General features: G+C 71.2%; 11 protein-coding genes and 1 tRNA gene. 10 read left to right on the top strand and 2 right to left on the bottom strand.

Annotated elements, in window-relative coordinates; genetic code table 11:
- The first annotated feature begins 5 nt into the window (after window positions 1-5).
- The 5 genes from topA to RI578_RS18100 all read left to right on the top strand — a co-directional run bounded on the left by topA (window position 6) and on the right by RI578_RS18100 (window position 9828).
- A complete protein-coding gene (gene topA, locus RI578_RS18120; protein ID WP_310872039.1) occupies window positions 6-2876 on the top strand; it encodes a type I DNA topoisomerase in 2871 nt (956 codons plus the stop codon).
- 146 nt (window positions 2877-3022) lie between these two features.
- Window positions 3023-6433: a dTMP kinase gene (gene tmk / locus RI578_RS18115; RefSeq protein ID WP_310872038.1), complete on the top strand. Its 3411-nt coding sequence runs from the start codon at window positions 3023-3025 to the stop codon at window positions 6431-6433.
- Window positions 6434-6717: 284 nt separating this feature from the next.
- Window positions 6718-7923 carry a DNA polymerase III subunit delta' gene (locus RI578_RS18110; protein ID WP_310872037.1) on the top strand — a complete coding sequence of 402 codons (1206 nt, stop codon included), beginning with the start codon at window positions 6718-6720 and terminating at the stop codon, window positions 7921-7923.
- An 89-nt stretch (window positions 7924-8012) separates the two neighbouring features.
- Complete coding sequence (locus tag RI578_RS18105; protein WP_310872036.1) at window positions 8013-9632, top strand: alpha/beta hydrolase; 1620 nt, start codon at window positions 8013-8015, stop codon at window positions 9630-9632.
- Between the two features lie 119 nt (window positions 9633-9751).
- A tRNA-Thr gene (locus RI578_RS18100) sits at window positions 9752-9828 on the top strand.
- A gap of 125 nt (window positions 9829-9953) precedes the next feature.
- Here the strand turns inward: RI578_RS18100 and RI578_RS18095 are convergent.
- Both RI578_RS18095 and RI578_RS18090 read right to left on the bottom strand, forming a co-directional pair.
- Complete coding sequence (locus RI578_RS18095) at window positions 9954-11612, bottom strand: tyrosine-type recombinase/integrase (RefSeq protein WP_310872035.1); 1659 nt, start codon at window positions 11610-11612, stop codon at window positions 9954-9956.
- Complete coding sequence (locus RI578_RS18090) at window positions 11609-12310, bottom strand: helix-turn-helix transcriptional regulator (RefSeq protein WP_310872034.1); 702 nt, start codon at window positions 12308-12310, stop codon at window positions 11609-11611. Before RI578_RS18090 ends, RI578_RS18095 begins: the two co-directional genes overlap by 4 nt.
- 94 nt (window positions 12311-12404) lie before the next feature.
- On the opposite strand from RI578_RS18090, the gene RI578_RS18085 reads away from it, so the two are divergent.
- The 5 genes from RI578_RS18085 (at window position 12405) to RI578_RS18065 (ending at window position 18073) form a co-directional block, all read left to right on the top strand.
- Complete coding sequence (locus RI578_RS18085; RefSeq protein WP_030404206.1) at window positions 12405-12635, top strand: hypothetical protein; 231 nt, start codon at window positions 12405-12407, stop codon at window positions 12633-12635.
- A gap of 233 nt (window positions 12636-12868) precedes the next feature.
- A complete protein-coding gene (locus tag RI578_RS18080) occupies window positions 12869-14179 on the top strand; it encodes a DUF3631 domain-containing protein (protein ID WP_310872033.1) in 1311 nt (436 codons plus the stop codon).
- Window positions 14180-14630: 451 nt separating this feature from the next.
- Window positions 14631-15482 carry a DUF2637 domain-containing protein gene (locus tag RI578_RS18075; RefSeq protein ID WP_310872032.1) on the top strand — a complete coding sequence of 284 codons (852 nt, stop codon included), beginning with the start codon at window positions 14631-14633 and terminating at the stop codon, window positions 15480-15482.
- A 321-nt stretch (window positions 15483-15803) separates the two neighbouring features.
- Window positions 15804-16364, top strand: coding sequence for a MobC family plasmid mobilization relaxosome protein (locus RI578_RS18070; protein ID WP_310872031.1), 561 nt, complete (start codon window positions 15804-15806; stop codon window positions 16362-16364).
- Entirely contained in the window at window positions 16361-18073 is a 1713-nt protein-coding gene (locus RI578_RS18065) for a relaxase/mobilization nuclease domain-containing protein (RefSeq protein ID WP_310872030.1), read from the top strand. Before RI578_RS18070 ends, RI578_RS18065 begins: the two co-directional genes overlap by 4 nt.
- Window positions 18074-18193 lie beyond the last annotated feature (120 nt).

Genomic DNA, 18193 nt, shown 5'->3' with positions numbered 1-18193 from the left:
CGAAGTTGTCCCCGACCAGCGAGACCGCGAACGGCGGCCGCCGACTCGTCATCGTCGAGTCGCCTGCCAAGGCGAAGACGATCAAGGGCTATCTCGGCCCTGGCTACGTCGTCGAGGCGAGCGTCGGGCACATCCGCGACCTTCCCAGCGGCGCCGCGGAGGTGCCCGAGAAGTACACCGGCGAGGTCCGCCGCCTCGGTGTGGACGTCGAACACGACTTCCAGCCGATCTATGTGGTCAACGCCGACAAGAAGGCCCAGGTCAAGAAGCTCAAGGACCTGCTGAAGGACTCCGACGAACTCTTCCTCGCCACCGATGAGGACCGCGAGGGCGAGGCCATCGCCTGGCACCTCCAGGAAGTCCTCAAGCCGAAGATCCCCGTCAAGCGCATGGTGTTCCACGAGATCACCAAGGACGCGATCCGCGCCGCCGTCGCCAACCCGCGCGAGCTCAACCAGAAGCTCGTCGACGCCCAGGAGACCCGCCGCATCCTCGACCGCCTCTACGGCTACGAGGTCTCGCCGGTCCTGTGGAAGAAGGTCATGCCGAAGCTGTCGGCGGGCCGCGTCCAGTCCGTCGCCACCCGCCTCGTCGTCGAGCGGGAACGCGAGCGCATCGCGTTCCGCTCCGCCGAGTACTGGGACCTCACCGGCACCTTCGCGACCGGCCGCGCGGGAGACGCCTCCGACCCGTCGTCGCTGGTCGCCCGCCTCCAGACCGTCGACGGACGGCGCGTCGCCCAGGGCCGCGACTTCGACTCCCTGGGACAGATCAAGAGCGCGAACACCCTCCACCTCGACGAGGCGAACGCCCGCGCGCTCGCCGCCGCGCTGGAGAACACGCGCTTCGCCGTCCGCTCCGTCGAGTCCAAGCCGTACCGCCGCTCGCCGTACGCCCCGTTCCGTACGACGACGCTGCAGCAGGAAGCTTCGAGGAAGCTCGGCTTCGGCGCCAAGTCGACGATGCAGGTCGCGCAGAAGCTGTACGAGAACGGCTACATCACCTACATGCGTACGGACTCGACGACGCTGAGCGACACGGCGGTCACCGCCGCCCGCGCCCAGGTCACGCAGCTGTACGGCGCCGACTACCTGCCCGCCCAGCCGCGGACGTACGCCGGCAAGGTCAAGAACGCGCAGGAGGCGCACGAGGCGATCCGCCCCTCGGGCGACCGTTTCCGCACGCCCGCCGAGACCGGTCTGACCGGCGACCAGTTCAAGCTCTACGAGCTGATCTGGAAGCGGACCGTCGCTTCCCAGATGAAGGACGCGACCGGCAACAGCGTCACCGTGAAGATCGGCGGCGCGGCCTCCGACGGCCGGGACGTCGAGTTCAGCGCCTCCGGCAAGACGATCACCTTCCACGGCTTCCTGAAGGCCTACGTCGAGGGCGCCGACGACCCGAACGCCGAGCTGGACGACCGCGAGCGCCGACTGCCGCAGGTCGCCCAGGGCGACGCGCTGACGGCCGAGGAGATCACGGTCGACGGCCACGCCACCAAGCCCCCGGCCCGCTACACCGAGGCGTCGCTGGTCAAGGAGCTGGAAGAGCGCGAGATCGGCCGCCCGTCGACGTACGCGTCGATCATCGGCACGATCCTGGACCGCGGCTACGTCTTCAAGAAGGGCACGGCCCTCGTCCCGTCCTTCCTCTCCTTCGCCGTGGTCAACCTCCTGGAGAAGCACTTCGGGCGGCTCGTCGACTACGACTTCACCGCCAAGATGGAGGACGACCTCGACGCCATCGCCCGCGGCGAGGCCCAGGCGGTGCCGTGGCTGCGGCGCTTCTACTTCGGCGAGGGCGCGGGAAGCGGCGGCGCGGCCGACGCCGGCAACGGCGACGGGGACCACCTCGGCGGCCTCAAGGAGCTGGTGACCGACCTCGGCGCGATCGACGCGCGCGAGGTGTCGTCCTTCCCCGTCGGCAACGACATCGTGCTGCGCGTCGGGCGCTACGGCCCGTACATCGAGCGCGGCGAGAAGGACTCCGAGAACCACCAGCGCGCCGACGTGCCCGAGGACCTGGCACCGGACGAGCTGTCCGTCGAGCTGGCGGAGGAACTGCTCGCCAAGCCGAGCGGCGACTTCGAGCTGGGCACCGACCCGGCCACCGGCCACGCCATCGTCGCCAAGGACGGCCGCTACGGCCCCTACGTCACCGAGGTGCTCCCCGAGGGCACCCCGAAGACCGGCAAGAACGCCGTGAAGCCGCGTACGGCCTCGCTGTTCAAGTCGATGGCGCTGGACACGGTCACCCTGGACGACGCCCTCAAGCTCATGTCGCTGCCGCGTGTCGTCGGCGCCGACGCCGAGGGCGTGGAGATCACCGCGCAGAACGGCCGCTACGGCCCGTACCTGAAGAAGGGCACGGACTCGCGGTCCCTCACCTCCGAGGAGCAGCTCTTCACGATCACGCTGGAGGAGGCGCTGGCGATCTACGCCCAGCCCAAGCAGCGTGGCCGGGCCGCGGCCAAGCCGCCGCTGAAGGAGCTGGGCACCGACCCGGTCAGCGAGAAGCCGGTCGTGGTCAAGGACGGCCGCTTCGGCGCGTACGTCACCGACGGCGAGACCAACGCGACCCTGCGCTCCGGCGACAGCGTCGAGGAGATCACGCCGGAGCGCGGCTACGAGCTGCTCGCCGAGAAGCGCGCCAAGGGGCCCGCCAAGAAGACGGCGAAGAAGTCCGCCGCGAAGAAGGCCCCGGCCAAGAAGGCGACGGCGAAGAAGACCGCGGCCAAGAAGACGGCGGCGGCCAAGACGACGGCCGCGAAGAAGACCACGGCCAAGACCGCCGCCACGAAGACCGCCGCCAAGAAGACCGCCACCACGAAGACGGCCACCAAGAAGGCGACCGCGTCGAAGACTTCGGAGGACTGACCTCCTCTCCTCGACGCTTCGCGGACTCTCCCGCAGTGTTCCGCGCTCTTCGCGAAACGAACGCCCCGGCATCATTTCGGTGTCGGGGCGTGCGTACGTTCGGCCGGGCACGCCGGACTGTCGGTGCCGACCGATAGGCTGAACGCATGACGCGAGCCGAGCAGCCAACGGCCCCTCACCCCGCCCCGGACGACGCCCTGGTCGCGGACTCCCGCGAGCGCGCCGTCCGCGCCCTGCTGCGCCGCCCGCAGCTGAGGCGGTTGTGGAGCGCACAGCTCGTGGGGGGTGTCGGCGACATCCTCGCCCTCCTGGTGCTGGTCCTCCTCGCCGTCCAGGCCGCCATCGGCGCGGGCTCGTTCGGCGGCGGCTACCGGGGCGTGGCGTTCGCAGTGGCGACCGTTTTCGGCGTACGCATCCTGGCGACGCTGCTCTTCGGTGCCGTACTGCTGGGGCCCCTCACCTCACTCACCTCGCACGACGGTCCGCTCGACCGCCGCTGGACCATGGTCGGCGCCGACGGGCTGCGGGCCGCGCTGCTGATCGTCGCGCCCCTGTGGATCGACTGGACGCCGGACGACGCGCTCGCCGTCCTCCTGGTGACCGTCTTCGTCACCGGCGTCGCCGAGCGCTTCTGGACGGTGTGCCGGGAGAGCGCGGCGCCCGCCCTGCTGCCCGCCCCGCCCCCGGAGGGCGCGACGGTACGACCGCTGCCCGACCACATGGACGCGCTGCGCCGCCTGTCGCTGCGCACGGGCTTCGTGGCGGTTCCGCTGGCCGGTGCCGTGCTGGTCGTCGCGGGGCTGTTCAACAACCTGCTGGGCGCCGGTGTCGACTGGTTCGCCGAGCACCAGGCGGCGCTCGGTTCGTATGTCGCGGCCGGGCTGTTCGCCGCCTCCCTGTCTGTGGTGACCTTCCTGGAGCTGCCCGGCGTCCGCACCCCGCGCGCGCGGTCGCCGCTGGAGGGCATGCGCCGTCCGAAGAGCGAATCGGGCGTCGACAAGGGCCGCACCGGCGCCCTCCCGCTGCTGGTGCTCGCCTGCGCGGCGGTCGCCGCGGTGGTGGCCGCAGCGGTCGCCGTGGCGGTGCTGCACGCCAAGGACCTCGGCGGCGGCCCCGTGCTGTACGGACTGATGGTGGGCGCGCTGACCGGCGGCGTCGTCGTCGGCATCCGCACGGCCCCCGCCCTGCTGCCCTCCCTGTCCCGTCGGCGGCTGCTGGCCCTGGCGATCGCCTTCGCCGGCGTCGCCCTGCTGGCCGCCGGCCTCGTTCCGGACGACACCACCGTGCTGCTGCTCCTCGCGCTGGCCGGCGTCGGCGCGGGCGTCGCGGCCAACACCGGGCACACGCTGCTCGACCAGGAGACCGAGGACCACCGCCGGACGCGCACGACCGAGCACCTGCACGCGGTCGTCCGGGTCTACGTGGCGCTCGGTGCGGTCGTCGCGCCCGTGGTCGCGGCGGCGATCGGACCGCACCGCCTGGAGAACGGCAAGTTCGTCTTCGCGCACGGCGGCGCCGCGTTCGTCCTTATGCTGGTCGGCGCGCTGCTGCTGCCGGTGGCCGCGCTGGTGCTGGCCAAGGTCGACGACCGTTCCGGCGTGCCGCTGCGGCACGACCTGCGGGACGCGCTGCTCGGCGGCGACGACCCGGTGCCTGCGCCCGCGACCAGCGGCTTCTTCATCGCCCTGGAGGGTGGCGACGGCGCGGGGAAGTCCACCCAGGCCGAGGCGCTCGCCGAGTGGATCAGGAGCAAGGGGCACGAGGTCGTGCTCACGCGCGAGCCGGGGGCGACCCCGGTGGGCAAGCGCCTGCGGTCCATCCTGCTGGACGTCTCCAGCGCCGGTCTGTCGCACCGAGCGGAGGCGCTGCTGTACGCCGCCGACCGCGCGGAGCACGTCGACACCGTGGTCCGGCCCGCCCTGGAGCGCGGTGCCGTGGTCATCTCCGACCGGTACATCGACTCCTCGGTGGCCTACCAGGGCGCCGGCCGCGACCTGTCACCGACCGAGATCGCCCGCATCAACCGCTGGGCGACCAACGGGCTCGTTCCGCACCTGACCGTCCTCCTGGACGTCGCGCCGGAGGCCGCGCGTGAGCGGTTCACCGAGGCGCCGGACCGGCTGGAGTCGGAGCCCGCCGAGTTCCACGCGCGGGTGCGCTCCGGTTTCCTGACCCTGGCCGCGGCCGACCCCGGTCGCTACCTCGTCGTGGACGCGGGCCAGGAGCCCGAGGCCGTCACCACCGTCGTACGCCACCGGCTCGACCAGGTGCTGCCGCTGTCCGAGGCCGAGATCAAGGCCCGGGAGGAGGCACGCCGCAAGGCCGAGGAGGAAGCGCGCCGCAAGGCCGAGGAAGAGGCCGCGCGCAAGGCCGAGGAGGAGCGCCTGGAGCGCGAACGCCTCGAACAGCTGGAGCGGCTGCGCGCCGAGGAGGAGGAGCGCAAGCGCCGCGAGCTGGAGGAGGCGCAGCGGCGCGAGGCCGAGCGGCAGGCCGAGGAGGCCCGGCAGCGGGCCGAGGAAGCGCGCCGGAAGGCCGAGGAGGAGCGGGCACGGCTCCTCGCGGAGGAGAAGGCACGGGCCGAGGAGGAGGCGCGGCGCCGGGCCGAGGAGGAGCGGCGGCGCAAGCAGGCCGAGGAGGAGGAGCGGCTGCGGGCCGAGGCCGAGGCCCGGCGCCTGGAGAAGCAGCGCAAGGCCGAGGAGGCCCTGATGCGGGCCGAGGAGGCACGCCGGGCGGCGGAGCAGGCGGCGGCAGCGGCCGCGGCGGGTCCGAGGCCGACGGCGCCGCCCGCGGCGGACGCGCCCCGGCCGAAGCCGGCCGCTCCGGCCCCGTCGGACGCGGTGACCGTGCCGACGCCGGTCGTGACCCCGACGAACGCCTCCGGCGGTCCGGTGGAGGACACGGCGGTACTGCGGCCGGTGCGGGACTCGGCCGATGCTGGGGACGCTGCCGTCTCGCGGGACGACCGGGGTGGCGCCGAGGACGACACCCGGGGTGGGCGCGGCGACGACGGCCGGGCGCCCGGGGCGTCCGAGGCGTCCGCACCCGAGTCCGAGTCCGAGGTGACGACCGAACTGCCCATGCCGCCGGTGCCGCCCGGCCCGGCGGGCGCGGCGGACGAGACGGCGGTGCTGCCGGCGGTGGACCCGCGGGCCGCCGACGAGACGGCGGTGCTGCCGCCCGTGACGCCGGGTGCCGCCGATGAGACGGCGGTGCTGCCCCCCGTACGCGGGGACGACCCCGCCGACCGGGTCCCGCCGGGCTACTTCCGGGAGGAGGGTCCGGCCGCTCGCTCCGACCGGTCCGAGGAATCCCGGGACCGCACGCGCGAGCTGCCCCAGATCGACCCCGACCAGGCACCGCCCCGCAGGCGCCGCTCGGACTGGGCCGAGGAGACACCGCTGGACGACCTGCCGACGCTGGCGGACGAACTGCTCGGCCCGCGTGACGGCGACCGCGACGGAGGCGGCCGGGGTGACGGCGGCCGGGGTGACGGTAGGCGAAGCGGCGGCCGTGACGGCGACGAGGGCGGTCGGGGGAAGGGACGGGGCCGACGCTGACCGGCGGGACCTCGGGCCCCGGGTCTCCGGGTCTCCGGGTCTCCGGGCCTCCGGGCCTCCGGGCCTCCGGGCCTCCGGGCCCCCGGGCCTCCGGGCCCCCGGGTCTTCGGGCCCGCGGGGGCCCGGGCGTCCTACGCCCGCCGCCAGCTCCCGACCGCCCGCCGCCCCTCCGGGAGTCCCCGGCCCCCGTTGTCAGTACCGCCCCGCACAATGGAGGGACGCGGCGCGGAGTGCGGAGCAGCGCGGCGGAGATGACGGAACGTGACGGAAGGGCGGCGTGACCCATGACCGTGTGGGACGACCTCGTCGGGCAGGAGAAGGTGAGCGAACCGCTCGCCGCCGCTGCCCGGGACGCCGACGCCTTCGTCACCGCCGCCGCGGCCGACGGCCCGCTCCCCGAGACGTCGAGCATGACGCACGCCTGGCTGTTCACCGGCCCGCCCGGCGCGGGGGTGGCGCAGACGGCGCGGGCCTTCGCCGCCGCGTTGCAGTGCGTGAGCCCCGACCGCGCACTCGGCGGTGTCCCCGGCTGCGGCTTCTGCGACGGATGCCACACTGCGCTCGTCGGCACCCACGCGGACGTCAGCACGGTGGTCGCCATGGGAGCGGAGATCCGCGTCACGGACATGCGGGACACCGTCCGCAAGTCATTCACCTCGCCCGCGAACGGCCGCTGGCAGATCATCCTCGTCGAGGAGGCCGAGCGGCTGAACGAGAAATCCGCCAACGCCGTCCTGAAGGCCGTGGAGGAACCCGCTCCGCGTACGGTTTGGCTGCTGTGCGCCCCGTCCGTCGAGGACGTCCTGCCCACGATCCGCTCCCGCTGCCGCCACCTGAACCTGCGCACCCCGACGGTCGACGCCGTCGCCGACATGCTCGTACGGCGCGAGGGCGTCGAGCCGGACGTCGCCGCCGCGGCGGCCCGCGCCACCCAGGGCCACATCGACCGCGCCCGCCGCCTGGCCACGGACCCGGCCGCCCGGAGCCGCCGGGCCGCCGTGCTGAAGCTGCCGCTACGGGTCGAGGACATCGGCGGTGCCCTCAAGGCGGCCCAGGAACTGGTCGACGCCGCGGCGGAGGACGCCAAGCAGCTCGCCGAGGAGACGGACACCAAGGAGACCGAGGAGCTGAAGGCCGCCCTGGGCGCGGCACAGGGCGGCCGGCTGCCGCGCGGCACGGCGAGCGTGATGAAGGACCTGGAGGAGAACCAGAAGCGCCGCAGAACGCGTACACAACGCAACAGCCTCGACCTCGCCCTGACCGACCTCACCGCCTTCTACCGCGACGTCCTCGCCCTCCAGCTCGGCTCCCGTGTGGCGATCGCCAACGCCGACGCCGAGGAAGCCCTGGATCGTCTCGCCCGCGGCAGCTCACCGGAGTCCACGCTGCGCCGCATCGAGGCGGTCGCCGCCTGTGGGGAGGCCCTCGACCGCAATGTGCCGCCGCTTCTCGCGGTCGAGGCGATGGCGATGGCACTCAGAGCGGGCTGACCCGGGGACCTCGGTTGACGACGTAACTCGTACGAGGCACGTCGAGCACGCTCAGCATCGATGTCGTCGCGGAGAGTTACGCTCGCTGAATGCACACAAGGCGCACTCACCGCAGGACCCGCATCGGCAGGACCCGTACCGGAGCCACGCTTCTCGCCGCCGCGTTGCTCGCCACCGCCTGCTCGGCCGGGGGCGCGTCGACGTCCGCCGGTTCGGCGGCGGCCGAGGCGGCCGGATCGACGGAGGCGGCGAAGGCGACGCTGGCCGCGCTGCCGCAGGCCACGCCCTCCGCGCTGGCGCCGTACTACGAGCAGAAGCTGAGCTGGCGCGACTGCGGTGTCCCCGGCTTCCAGTGCGCCACCATGAAGGCCCCGCTCGACTACGCGAAGCCGACCGGGGGAGACGTCCGGCTCGCCGTGGCCCGCAAGAAGGCCACCGGCCCGGGCAAGCGGCTCGGCTCGCTGCTGGTGAACCCGGGCGGGCCGGGCGGTTCGGCGATCGGCTACCTCCAGCAGTACGCGGGCATCGGCTACCCCGAGGAGGTCCGCGCCCAGTACGACATGGTGGCGGTCGACCCGCGGGGCGTGGCCCGCAGCGAGCCCATCGAGTGCCTCGACGGCCGCGAGATGGACGCGTACACGCGGACGGACGTCACCCCGGACGACGAGGGGGAGGCGGACGAGCTGGTCGACGCCTACCAGAAGTTCGCCGAGGGCTGCGGAGCGGACGCGCCGAAACTGCTGCGGCACGTGTCGACCGTCGAGGCGGCCCGTGACATGGACGTCCTGCGGGCCGTGCTGGGCGACGAGAAGCTGACCTATGTGGGCGCGTCGTACGGCACCTTCCTCGGGGCGACGTACGCCGGCCTGTTCCCGGACCGGGCGGGCCGCCTGGTGCTGGACGGCGCGATGGACCCGTCGCTGCCCGCACGCAGGCTGAACATGGAGCAGACGGCGGGCTTCGAGACGGCGTTCCAGTCCTTCGCGAAGGACTGCGTACGGCAGCCCGACTGCCCCCTCGGCGACCGGGGCACCACCCCTGACCAGGTCGGCAAGAACCTGAAGGCATTCTTCGACGACCTGGACGCCAAGCCCATCCCCACCGGCGACGCGGACGGCCGCAAGCTCACCGAGTCACTGGCCACCACCGGCGTGATCGCGGCGATGTACGACGAGGGCGCCTGGCAGCAGCTGCGCGAGTCACTGACCTCGGCGATGAAGGAGAACGACGGCGCCGGCCTGCTGGTCCTGTCCGACAGCTACTACGAGCGCGAGGCCGACGGCGGCTACAGCAACCTGATGTTCGCCAACGCCGCCGTGAACTGCCTGGACCTCCCCGCGGCCTTCTCCTCCCCGGACGAGGTGCGAGAAGCGCTCCCCGACTTCGAGAAGGCGTCCCCGGTCTTCGGCGAGGGCCTCGCCTGGTCCTCCCTGAACTGCGCGTACTGGCCGGTGAAGGCCACGGGCGAACCGCACCGCATCGAGGCCGCCGGCGCCACCCCCATCGTCGTGGTCGGCACCACCCGCGACCCGGCCACCCCGTACCGCTGGGCCGAGGCCCTGGCCGACCAGCTCTCCTCCGGCCGCCTCCTCACCTACGAGGGCGACGGCCACACCGCCTACGGCCGCGGCAGCACCTGCATCGACTCCGCGATCAACACCTACCTGCTGCGCGGCACCGCGCCGGAAGACGGCAAACGCTGCTCGTAGCCACCCCGGCAACCGTCCCGTCCGCCCCGGAGCCCCAGCCTCCGGGGCGGGTACGAAGCACCCTCGGAAACTGTGTAGACTTACCGACGTTGCTGATCGCACCATGGTGCCCAGCACACGCCGCCTTAGCTCAGATGGCCAGAGCAACGCACTCGTAATGCGTAGGTCTCGGGTTCGAATCCCGAAGGCGGCTCCATCAAACCCCAGGTCACATAGTCCGTGACCTGGGGTTTTGTGTTGCCCGGGGCATGACGGGTCACACGGTCAGGTTGCCGTGACTTTGCCTGCGTGAGCGATGCGTGAGCGGAGCCGCTCGGGGTCCTACTTCTGGGGCTTGCCGCGCTTGGCCTTCTTGGCGCCCTTGGCCGGGGCGTTCGCCTTGGTCTTCGGCTTGCCGCCCTTGGCCTTGCCGGCGTTCTTGGCCGCAGCCTTCTTGGCCTTCTCCTTCTTCGCGGCCTTGCGCGCCGCCCTCTCGGCCTCGGCCTTGCGCTGAAGGGGGACCAGCTTCGCCGTCGCCTCGGCGGCGCTCCTGCCGACCTGGGGCAGGACGCTCTGGTAGATGTCCCGCGTGATCCGGGTATCACTGTGACCGAGGGTGTCCGACACGATCTTGATGTCGATGTCAGCGGCGAGCATCAGGGTGGCGGCGCCGTGGCGGAGGTCGTGCAGGCGGATCGGCGGAAGTCCGGATGCGGTGACGAGGCGCTCGAAGAGATCGGTCACCTTGCCCGGGTGGAGCCAGGAGCCGTCCTCCTGGGTGAAGACGTGCCCCGTCTCGACCCAGGCGGTGCCCCACTCCTTGCGGTCCGCGTCCTGCCGCTCACGGTGCCGCTTCAGGACGTCGACGGTGTCGTCGTCGAGCGCGACCACGCGATACCCGCTGTCCGTCTTGGGGTCGGACGCCTCGACCTCCCAGCCGTCCTGCACGAGTTGGGACGAGACGGTCAGGGCGTGCGTGTCGAGGTTCGTCTCCGACCACGGCTGCCCGCACGCCTCGCCACGGCGCAGGCCGCGGAAGGCGATCAGGTGCCACATCGCGTACAGCCGGTCTTCGGCGACGAAGTCGAGGAACGCGCCTGTCTGCTGCGGTGTCCAGACCATCACCGGCGACGGCTTCTCGCCCGTCTGCTCCCACTTGGCGACCCGCTCGTCCGTCCACACGAGCGCCTTCGGCTTGCGTACGGGATCGATCTCGACGTGGGCGGCGGGGTTGAAGGTGATGATCTGTTGCCCGATCGCGTCGTTCAGGGCCGCGCGGAGGGTGGCCTTGACGTGCTGGCGCGTGGCGGGGCCGGTGATGCGGCGGAAGGGCGGCATCTCATCGATCGCGGTCTTCATCGCCTTCCGGCGGGCGCGACTCTCCCCGCCCTTCCACGGTATGGTCGCCAGCTCGTCGAGTGCGGCGCGCCGTTGAGCGTTGTCCTCCAGGATCTGGGCGTTCGCGTCGCGGATGTCGGTGAACATCTCGCTGAGGTGGCTCACGCGGAGCCGGTCCAGGCGGCGGTTCCCGATGCGAGGCTTCAGGTGCACGCGGATGTCGGTCTCGTAGCGGTTGAGACCGGACTTGCGTATGCGCTTGCCGGCCAGCCACCGGTCGAGCCACTCGGCCACGGTCAGGCTGCCGATGAGGTCCTGGCCGGAGTTGAGGCGCCGCCTCGTCTCCTCGACTTCGGGCAGAGGCGACCGTTCGCGGCTGACCTCGGCCAGCATCTCGGCGATGAGCTCGGTGCCCTCGGGGTCGTCCGACTCGGCCAGCCCGAGGAGGGCGCGCACGTGGTCGAGGTCGGCCTGGGCGGCCTTCAGGCTGCCGTACCCGCCGCGGGCGAAGGAGCGCCGGCTGCCGTCCTCGCGGGGCGAGAGCTCCTGGCGTACGGAGTAGGTGCAGTGGTTCCTGCTGTTGCGCTTGGGGCAGGACGTGCCGAGTTCCTTGCCGGTCTTCGGATCGCGGCAGGAACAGCGGCGGTAGGTGGAGCCCTTCAAAGATCATTCTCCTCGGTGGTATCGGGATCGCTCCCGGATGAGTCGATCGCGGTGGCCACGTCGGGCCACAGGGATGGGGGCGTGACGCCTTCTTCCTGGATGAAGGCGCGGATTCTGCGCAGGTGGCTGGCAGCGTCGTCGGCCGTCTCGGCGGCACGGGCCTGAGAGCGGAGGGCCTCGGCTTTACGGTCGGCGTTCGGGGCGGTCTCGGCGTGGTAGCGCGCGTAGTCCTCGTCGCGGCGCGCCTTTTGTAGCCGCTCCTCGACAGCGTGGTGGGCGCGGAAGTAGCGGAGCATGTCGTCGTCCGTGCCGAGATCGGTCTCCTCGCCGGTGAACCAGCGCAGCGCGTCCAGCGAAGTGGTGGGGTGCTGGAGCGGGAGTCGCTGCACACCATCGACGTAGCCGACGGGATAGATGAGGCAGATGGGCGGGGTGTTCAGCGCTTCGCCCAAGACGATGACGTCGACCAAGGGCAGGTTGGAGCGGCGTCCGGACTCCATGTTGGCGATGACGTTGCGCGGGATCGGGTGGCCGATCTCCTCGCATTTGTCGGCCAAGTCCTGCGCGCTCCAACCCAGTTCCTTCCGTCGTCTGCGGACTTCGGCGGCCACGGTGGCCATGACCTGATCCACCCACTCCGGAACGTCGTCCTCGTCGTCGACCTTCTTGGATCCAGGATCGCTACGGCGCTGTGTCATTTAGACACAGTAGCTCGCTTAGCGTTAATTCCAAGACCTGGAGACGGACGCGATGGGCGCGTTCGCCGTGGGCTCAGTCATGGATGGAGCACGCATGCGCGAGAACGAAGAGGCCGGCCGAGCGAAGGGGATGAGCCGCGAGGAGCTCCTTGAGCTCCCCGCAGCCGTTGACCTGGAGACAGGCAACCGAGCGCTGGGACTGGGACGGAGCAAGGGGTACGAGCTCGCCAAGCGCGGCCAGTACCCGTGCAAGGTGCTCCGTCTCGGAAACGCCTACCGAGTGGTGACCGCAGACTTGTTGGCCCTGCTGGGGCTGGCAGCGTGAAGCGCCTGACGCGTAGCAGATGGTTCTGCGCTGAGCTGACACAGAAACGCTGGACTGTGGCACGGCGTGGACGTACTGTCCGTGGTCGCTCGCGGTGCCGAGAGACCCGTGAGAAGAGGGGGAGCCTCCGGCGGTGCAACGCCGGAGGCCCCGAGACTCCCCAGCAATCCCGTGAGAACCGACCCGGCGGCAGGGGTGTGCAAACCCGAAACCGCCAGACGAGGAGCCGCCCAGTGCAACCCGAGAACCCCGAGTCCTATTCCGCTCCCGCACGAGCGGCCTGGCCCGCCACAGCCATCCCCGGCCGGCCTGGCGCCCATCTGAGCTCCGAGCAGGCTGACAATGCCACGGCGGACCCGACCGACGGTACGGGGGATGACAGCGCCAACGATGCGGACCCGGCGATCGGCTTGGATGCCATCCCCGACGCGGAGCCGACGGCCGGCTCGAAGCTGCTGGACGAGCTGCGCTCGCAGATAGCCCAATTCGTGATCCCGCCCTCGTCTGAGGCACTGGACGCGATCACCCTGTGGGTGGCAGCGACACATCTCCAGCCCGCGTGGCAGCACGCCCCGCGGCTGGCAGTGGTGGGGCCGGCGAAGCGCTGCGGCAAGTCGCGGTTGCTGGATGTGCTGACCGAGACGGTCCACGAGCCCATGCTCACCATCAACACCACACCGGCGGCCATCTTCCGCTCGATCCACGAGGACGAGCCGCCGACGTTGCTGGTGGACGAGGCCGACACCATCTTCGGCCCCAAGGTCGCGGAGAAGAACGAGGAGACGCGCGGCCTGCTCAACGCCGGCCATCAGCGCGGGCGGTACGTCACCCGGGTCGTCGGCAACGACCACACCCCGCACAAGTTCGCCACCTTCGCGATGGCGGCCATCGCGGGAATCGGGGACCTGCCGGACACGGTCATGGACCGGTCGGTGGTCATCCGCATGCGACGCCGGGCCGAGGGCGAGAAGGTCAAACCCTTCCGCTCCCGCCGGGACATCCCGGCCCTGCACGAGCTGCGAGACCGCATCCACGCGCTGGCCAGGCCGCTGCTGGAGGAAGCCGCGAACCTGGAGCCGGACATGCCGGTCGAAGACCGCGCTGCCGACACCTGGGAGCCCCTGGTGATCGTCGCCGATCTGGCAGGCGGCCGCTGGCCCCGGCTGGCGCGGATCGCCTGTGCGCGGATGGTCGCCGCCGAAGTGGCGGCGGAAGAGGATCACCCCAGTGGTGCGCGCATCCTCGCCGACATCCGCAGGGTGTTCTTCGCGCAGCGTGAGGTGGAGAGCCTGTCCACCGAGGAACTTCTCCACCACCTGAACCGAGACCCCGAAGCCCCGTGGGGGGAGCGAGGGCGCGACGGCCTGACCTCCCGGGAACTCAGCAGGATGCTGCGCGACTTCGACATCCGGCCCGGCAATGTGCGCATGGCCGACCGGACGCAGCGCAAGGGCTACATGCGCAACAAGTTCCTCGACGCTTGGCGGCGGTACTGCCCTACCGTCCACCCTCTCGACGCCGACCCTGCGCGCGGCGAAGGCTGACCCCCACCTCCCTGGTTGCCGTACTTGCCGTCCCTGCCGTGATCTCGCAGGTCAGGCAGCACACCGGCAAGACGCCAGCCAGCGGCAAGACGGCAACGCAAGCGTCCCCCGGCGTGTTGCCCGCCGGAGACGCTGCCGAAAATCCGTCTTGCCACGTCCCAAGCGTCCATGCCGTATCGCCGCAGCTCAGAGCCCTGCTTACTGGGACGGACGGCGCTGCGCAGCCGTCCCCTCAAGGGGACACACCGACCTAAGCAAGGCCCGCCCCGAAGGCGCCGCGTCCTTGTCCCGAGTCGGGACAAGGACGCCGCACACCTGTCCCGACTCGGGACAAGACGCCAGCACTCGCCGAGACGGCACATCAGGAGCGCTGCCGTCCCACGCTGACCTGCACGTGCAACGGCCGAGACGGCAAAGACGCCGCACACCACTACCCCCAGGAGCCTCCCGCTTGACCACTCCGCCCCTCACGCAAGCCCCACAGCCGCACGATGACGTACCCAGCGAAGGACGACCGAAAAGGAAGGCTGACGCCGAGCAGTTCGCGCTCGGCGCGGCCGGCATCGTCATCGTCGCCCTGACCGCCGGAGCGTTCTGGCTCTCCTATGCGCACCTGGCTGACGTCGCCGGCCAGCACGGCCTCGGAGCGTCGCCCATTCGCCGCTGGGCCTGGCCCGCCACCCTGGACGCGTTCATCGTCGCGGGCGAACTGCTCATGCTGCGCGCGGCATTGCGTCGCGTCACTGACCCGTGGGCGATCGCCGTAACCGCCGTCGGTTCGGTCGGCTCCATAGCGCTGAACGTCGCCGGGGTCAGCGGCACGGGCAACGCACGCACCGTCCCGTTCCTCGACTACGTGGTCGCCGCCGTCCCTCCGGCCGCCGCGATGGTCGCCTTTGGCGTCCTGATGCGACAGATCCACCAGCTCGTCGCACCGCCCGACGACTCCCCGAACACCCGTTCCGTACAGACGCGGGAACAAGCGGTCGGCGACTTCGGCCACAGCCACCTGCCAGACGCCGCTCCCGACGGTTCACATGACCCCGGTGGTGAGCGGACGAAACTCGCGGCACAGGTTCCGGAGGGCAAGCCGAGCGGTGGCCGTCCGGCGAAGGCGACCATCGCGGAGCTGGCGGATATCGGCCGGGCCGCCGGCCACCGGCACGGCAAACTCACGCGCGGCCTGCTCCGAGCGGCAGTGAAGGACCGGGACCTGGCGATCGGCAGTGAGCGGCAGACCGAGGTGATGGAACTGCTTCGGCCGGAACTCGAAGCCGCCGGGATCGAGGTCTCCAGGCGCTGACTGCCACCTGCTCGGGTGACCGGAACCCTTCCGGTCACTCGAGCTCCGCAAGCCGCCCCGCAGATTTCCACACCTGTGGACAACACGACGACCACCGCCGGGCAGGCATCCTCGCCCCGCCTGCCAGCCGTACCTGGAGCATTTTCCTTGACGCACGACGAGCACCCGCCTGAAGACACCCATGCTGAGACACCTGTGTCGTCGCATTCCCTGACGCTGCTGGGACGTCTACGGCGGGCGTTCGGACGGACGGCCCCTGGCGGAGCCAGTAGTACCCCGAGTCCGACTCAAGGCCGGTCTTCGGGGGTCTCCGCCCCGGGGGTGACGGAGACGGCCCGACGCCAGGGGGCGCCGGACCCGGAGGTCGGGGCCGAGGGCGGCCCCGACCCGGACACTCTGCGCGCTCTCCAGCAGCAGATTCTCCACGCCGAGCCCGCAGCCGGCCCGGCGGCCGTGAAGCGAGACGTGCAGAGCGTTCAGCCGGCGATCCGTCGCTTCACCGGAACGAAGCGGACCATCCGTGTCGGTCCGATGCGGTTCACCAGCGACGAGCACGTCAGGCTCCAGGAGGCCGCCGATGAGCACGGCTATAAGGGGGAGTCCGGCTTCGCCGCCGACATCGTCCTCGCCTTCATCACCGGCCGGTTCACGGCGAATCTGCCGCTGTCCGAGGACCGCCGCCGCACTCATGTGTTCCGCGCCCAGGTGCTGCGCGAGCTCAACCGCATCGGCGTCAACGTCAACCAGATCGCCCGCGCCCTCAACAGCGACCTGGCTCCGCCCGACATCCGCCACCGTCTCGACGAGCTGGACCGTCTGCTGAAGCTGATCGCCCAGGCCCTGCGTGAACCCGCTGGCACCAGGAAGGACCAGGCCGCGTGATCGCCGCCATCAAACCGGCCGGGTCCAACACTCGTGGCCTACTTGCCTACCTCTACGGCCCCGGCCGCCACGACGAGCACACCGACCCGCACATCGTCGCCAGCTTCGCCATGCTCGGCATGCCTGACCCTGGCCGTGACGAGTACGCCACCCTCACCCAGCTCGCCCGCCACCTTGACGAGCCTGTCCAGCTCCGGAACAGCGAGTTCGGCAAGAAGGTCACCGACCATGTCTGGCACTGCCCCGTCCGCGCGGCCCCTGAAGACCGGTACCTTTCCGACGCCGAGTGGACCGAGATCGCCCAGCGGATCGTCGAAGCCGCCGGCATCGCCCCTGCAGGAGACGACCTCGGCTGCCGTTGGATCGCTGTACGCCACGCCGACGACCACATCCACATCCTCGCCACCACCGTTCGCGAAGACGGCCGCCGCCCCAAGCTCCACGACAGCGGCGTCCGCGTCGGCGACGCCTGCCGCCAGATCGAGAAGGACTATGACCTACGGCAGCTGAAGAAGGGCGACCGCACCGCCGCACGCTGGCCTACCCAAGCCGAGATGCACAAGGCCGAACGGCTCGGCTGGGAGCAAACCAGCCGCGACTGGCTCCAGGACCGCATCCGCGCTGCCATTCCCCACGCCGGCAGCGCCGAAGAACTCCTCACCTACCTCGAAGCAGACGGCATCGCGGTCAAACCCCGCCGCGGACCGTCGGGAGACCTCCTCGGCTACGCCGTCGGCCGACCTGGCGACCTCAACAACGACGGCGAACAGATCTTCCACCCCGGTGGAAAGATCGCCCCCGACCTCACGCTCCCCAAACTCAAGGCCCGCCTCGAAACCACCGCGCCGGAGGAGCACCCCACCGCCCGCCGCGACCAACTTGCTACCCCCTGGCACCAGGCAACCGACGCCCTTGACACCCTCCACGCCGACATGGCCGACGACACCCATGCCCAGGCCCGCATCACCGCGCTTGGCGAGCTCATTGAAGCGACTGCCCAGAAAGCCCCCACTCACCTCCAGGCCGAACTCCGAGCCGCATCACGAGCTTTCGCCCGCGCCCAGCGCTCCCAGATCCGCGCCGAGAACCAGGCCGCCCGCACCCTGCGCACCGCCGCCCGCGACATCGCCCACGGAGCCACCGGTCCCGATGCAAGCGCCCTGGCCACCCTGGCTGCCGCCCTCGTATGGGCGACGGTCCTCGCCGCCCACTGGCACGAAGCGAAAGGCAACGCTCACCAGACTGAAGCCGCCCGCCAGGCCCTCCACCACCTTCAAGCCGCAGCCGATCAGGCACTCACGCCCGTTTTCGACGGCCTCACCACCCGTCAACCGAGCGAGCAGGCCCGCCGGGCTTTCGTCCACGACCTCCGCGCCGCCATCCCCAACCATGCAGACCGCATCCTCACCGACCCCGCCTGGCCCGCCCTTGCCACAGTCCTCGCTGACGCTGAAGCCCGCGGTCACAAACCCCACCAGCTCCTCAAGGAAGCCGCTGCCCAGCGCGAACTCGCCACTGCCCGCCAGCCCGCACGGGTCCTGATCACACGCATCCAGCACACGAGCCGCAACCCGGCGCCGAACCCCCGCGCCGAAGCCGCCCGCCAACGAACCACCATGGGGCTATCCGTAATTGGACCCGCACCGGATGCGGCACAGCCCGCCTCGCCTCTGGTGTCCGTGCGCCCGAACAACCGTCTACGGCTGTGAGGGTGCTGGCTCAGCCATCAAGCCTGGTCCGCGCCTTTCTCCGTTCGTGGGCGTCCAGTCTTCGGGATTCATAAGGCTTGCTGTCAGGTGCTGGCCGGGCGGCCGGGGCTGTCCAGGAAC

Source organism: Streptomyces sp. BB1-1-1 (assembly GCF_031597775.1).
Taxonomy (GTDB): domain Bacteria; phylum Actinomycetota; class Actinomycetes; order Streptomycetales; family Streptomycetaceae; genus Streptomyces; species Streptomyces thinghirensis.
This window is presented reverse-complemented; position numbering and strand designations above follow the sequence as displayed.

Coding starts and splice junctions, on each gene's coding strand:
- tmk (WP_310872038.1), top strand. CDS start 3,023: ATGACGCGAGCCGAGCAGCCAACGGCCCCTCACCCCGCCCCGGACGAC.
- RI578_RS18110 (WP_310872037.1), top strand. CDS start 6,718: ATGACCGTGTGGGACGACCTCGTCGGGCAGGAGAAGGTGAGCGAACCG.
- RI578_RS18105 (WP_310872036.1), top strand. CDS start 8,013: ATGCACACAAGGCGCACTCACCGCAGGACCCGCATCGGCAGGACCCGT.
- RI578_RS18090 (WP_310872034.1), bottom strand. CDS start 12,310: ATGACACAGCGCCGTAGCGATCCTGGATCCAAGAAGGTCGACGACGAG.
- RI578_RS18085 (WP_030404206.1), top strand. CDS start 12,405: ATGCGCGAGAACGAAGAGGCCGGCCGAGCGAAGGGGATGAGCCGCGAG.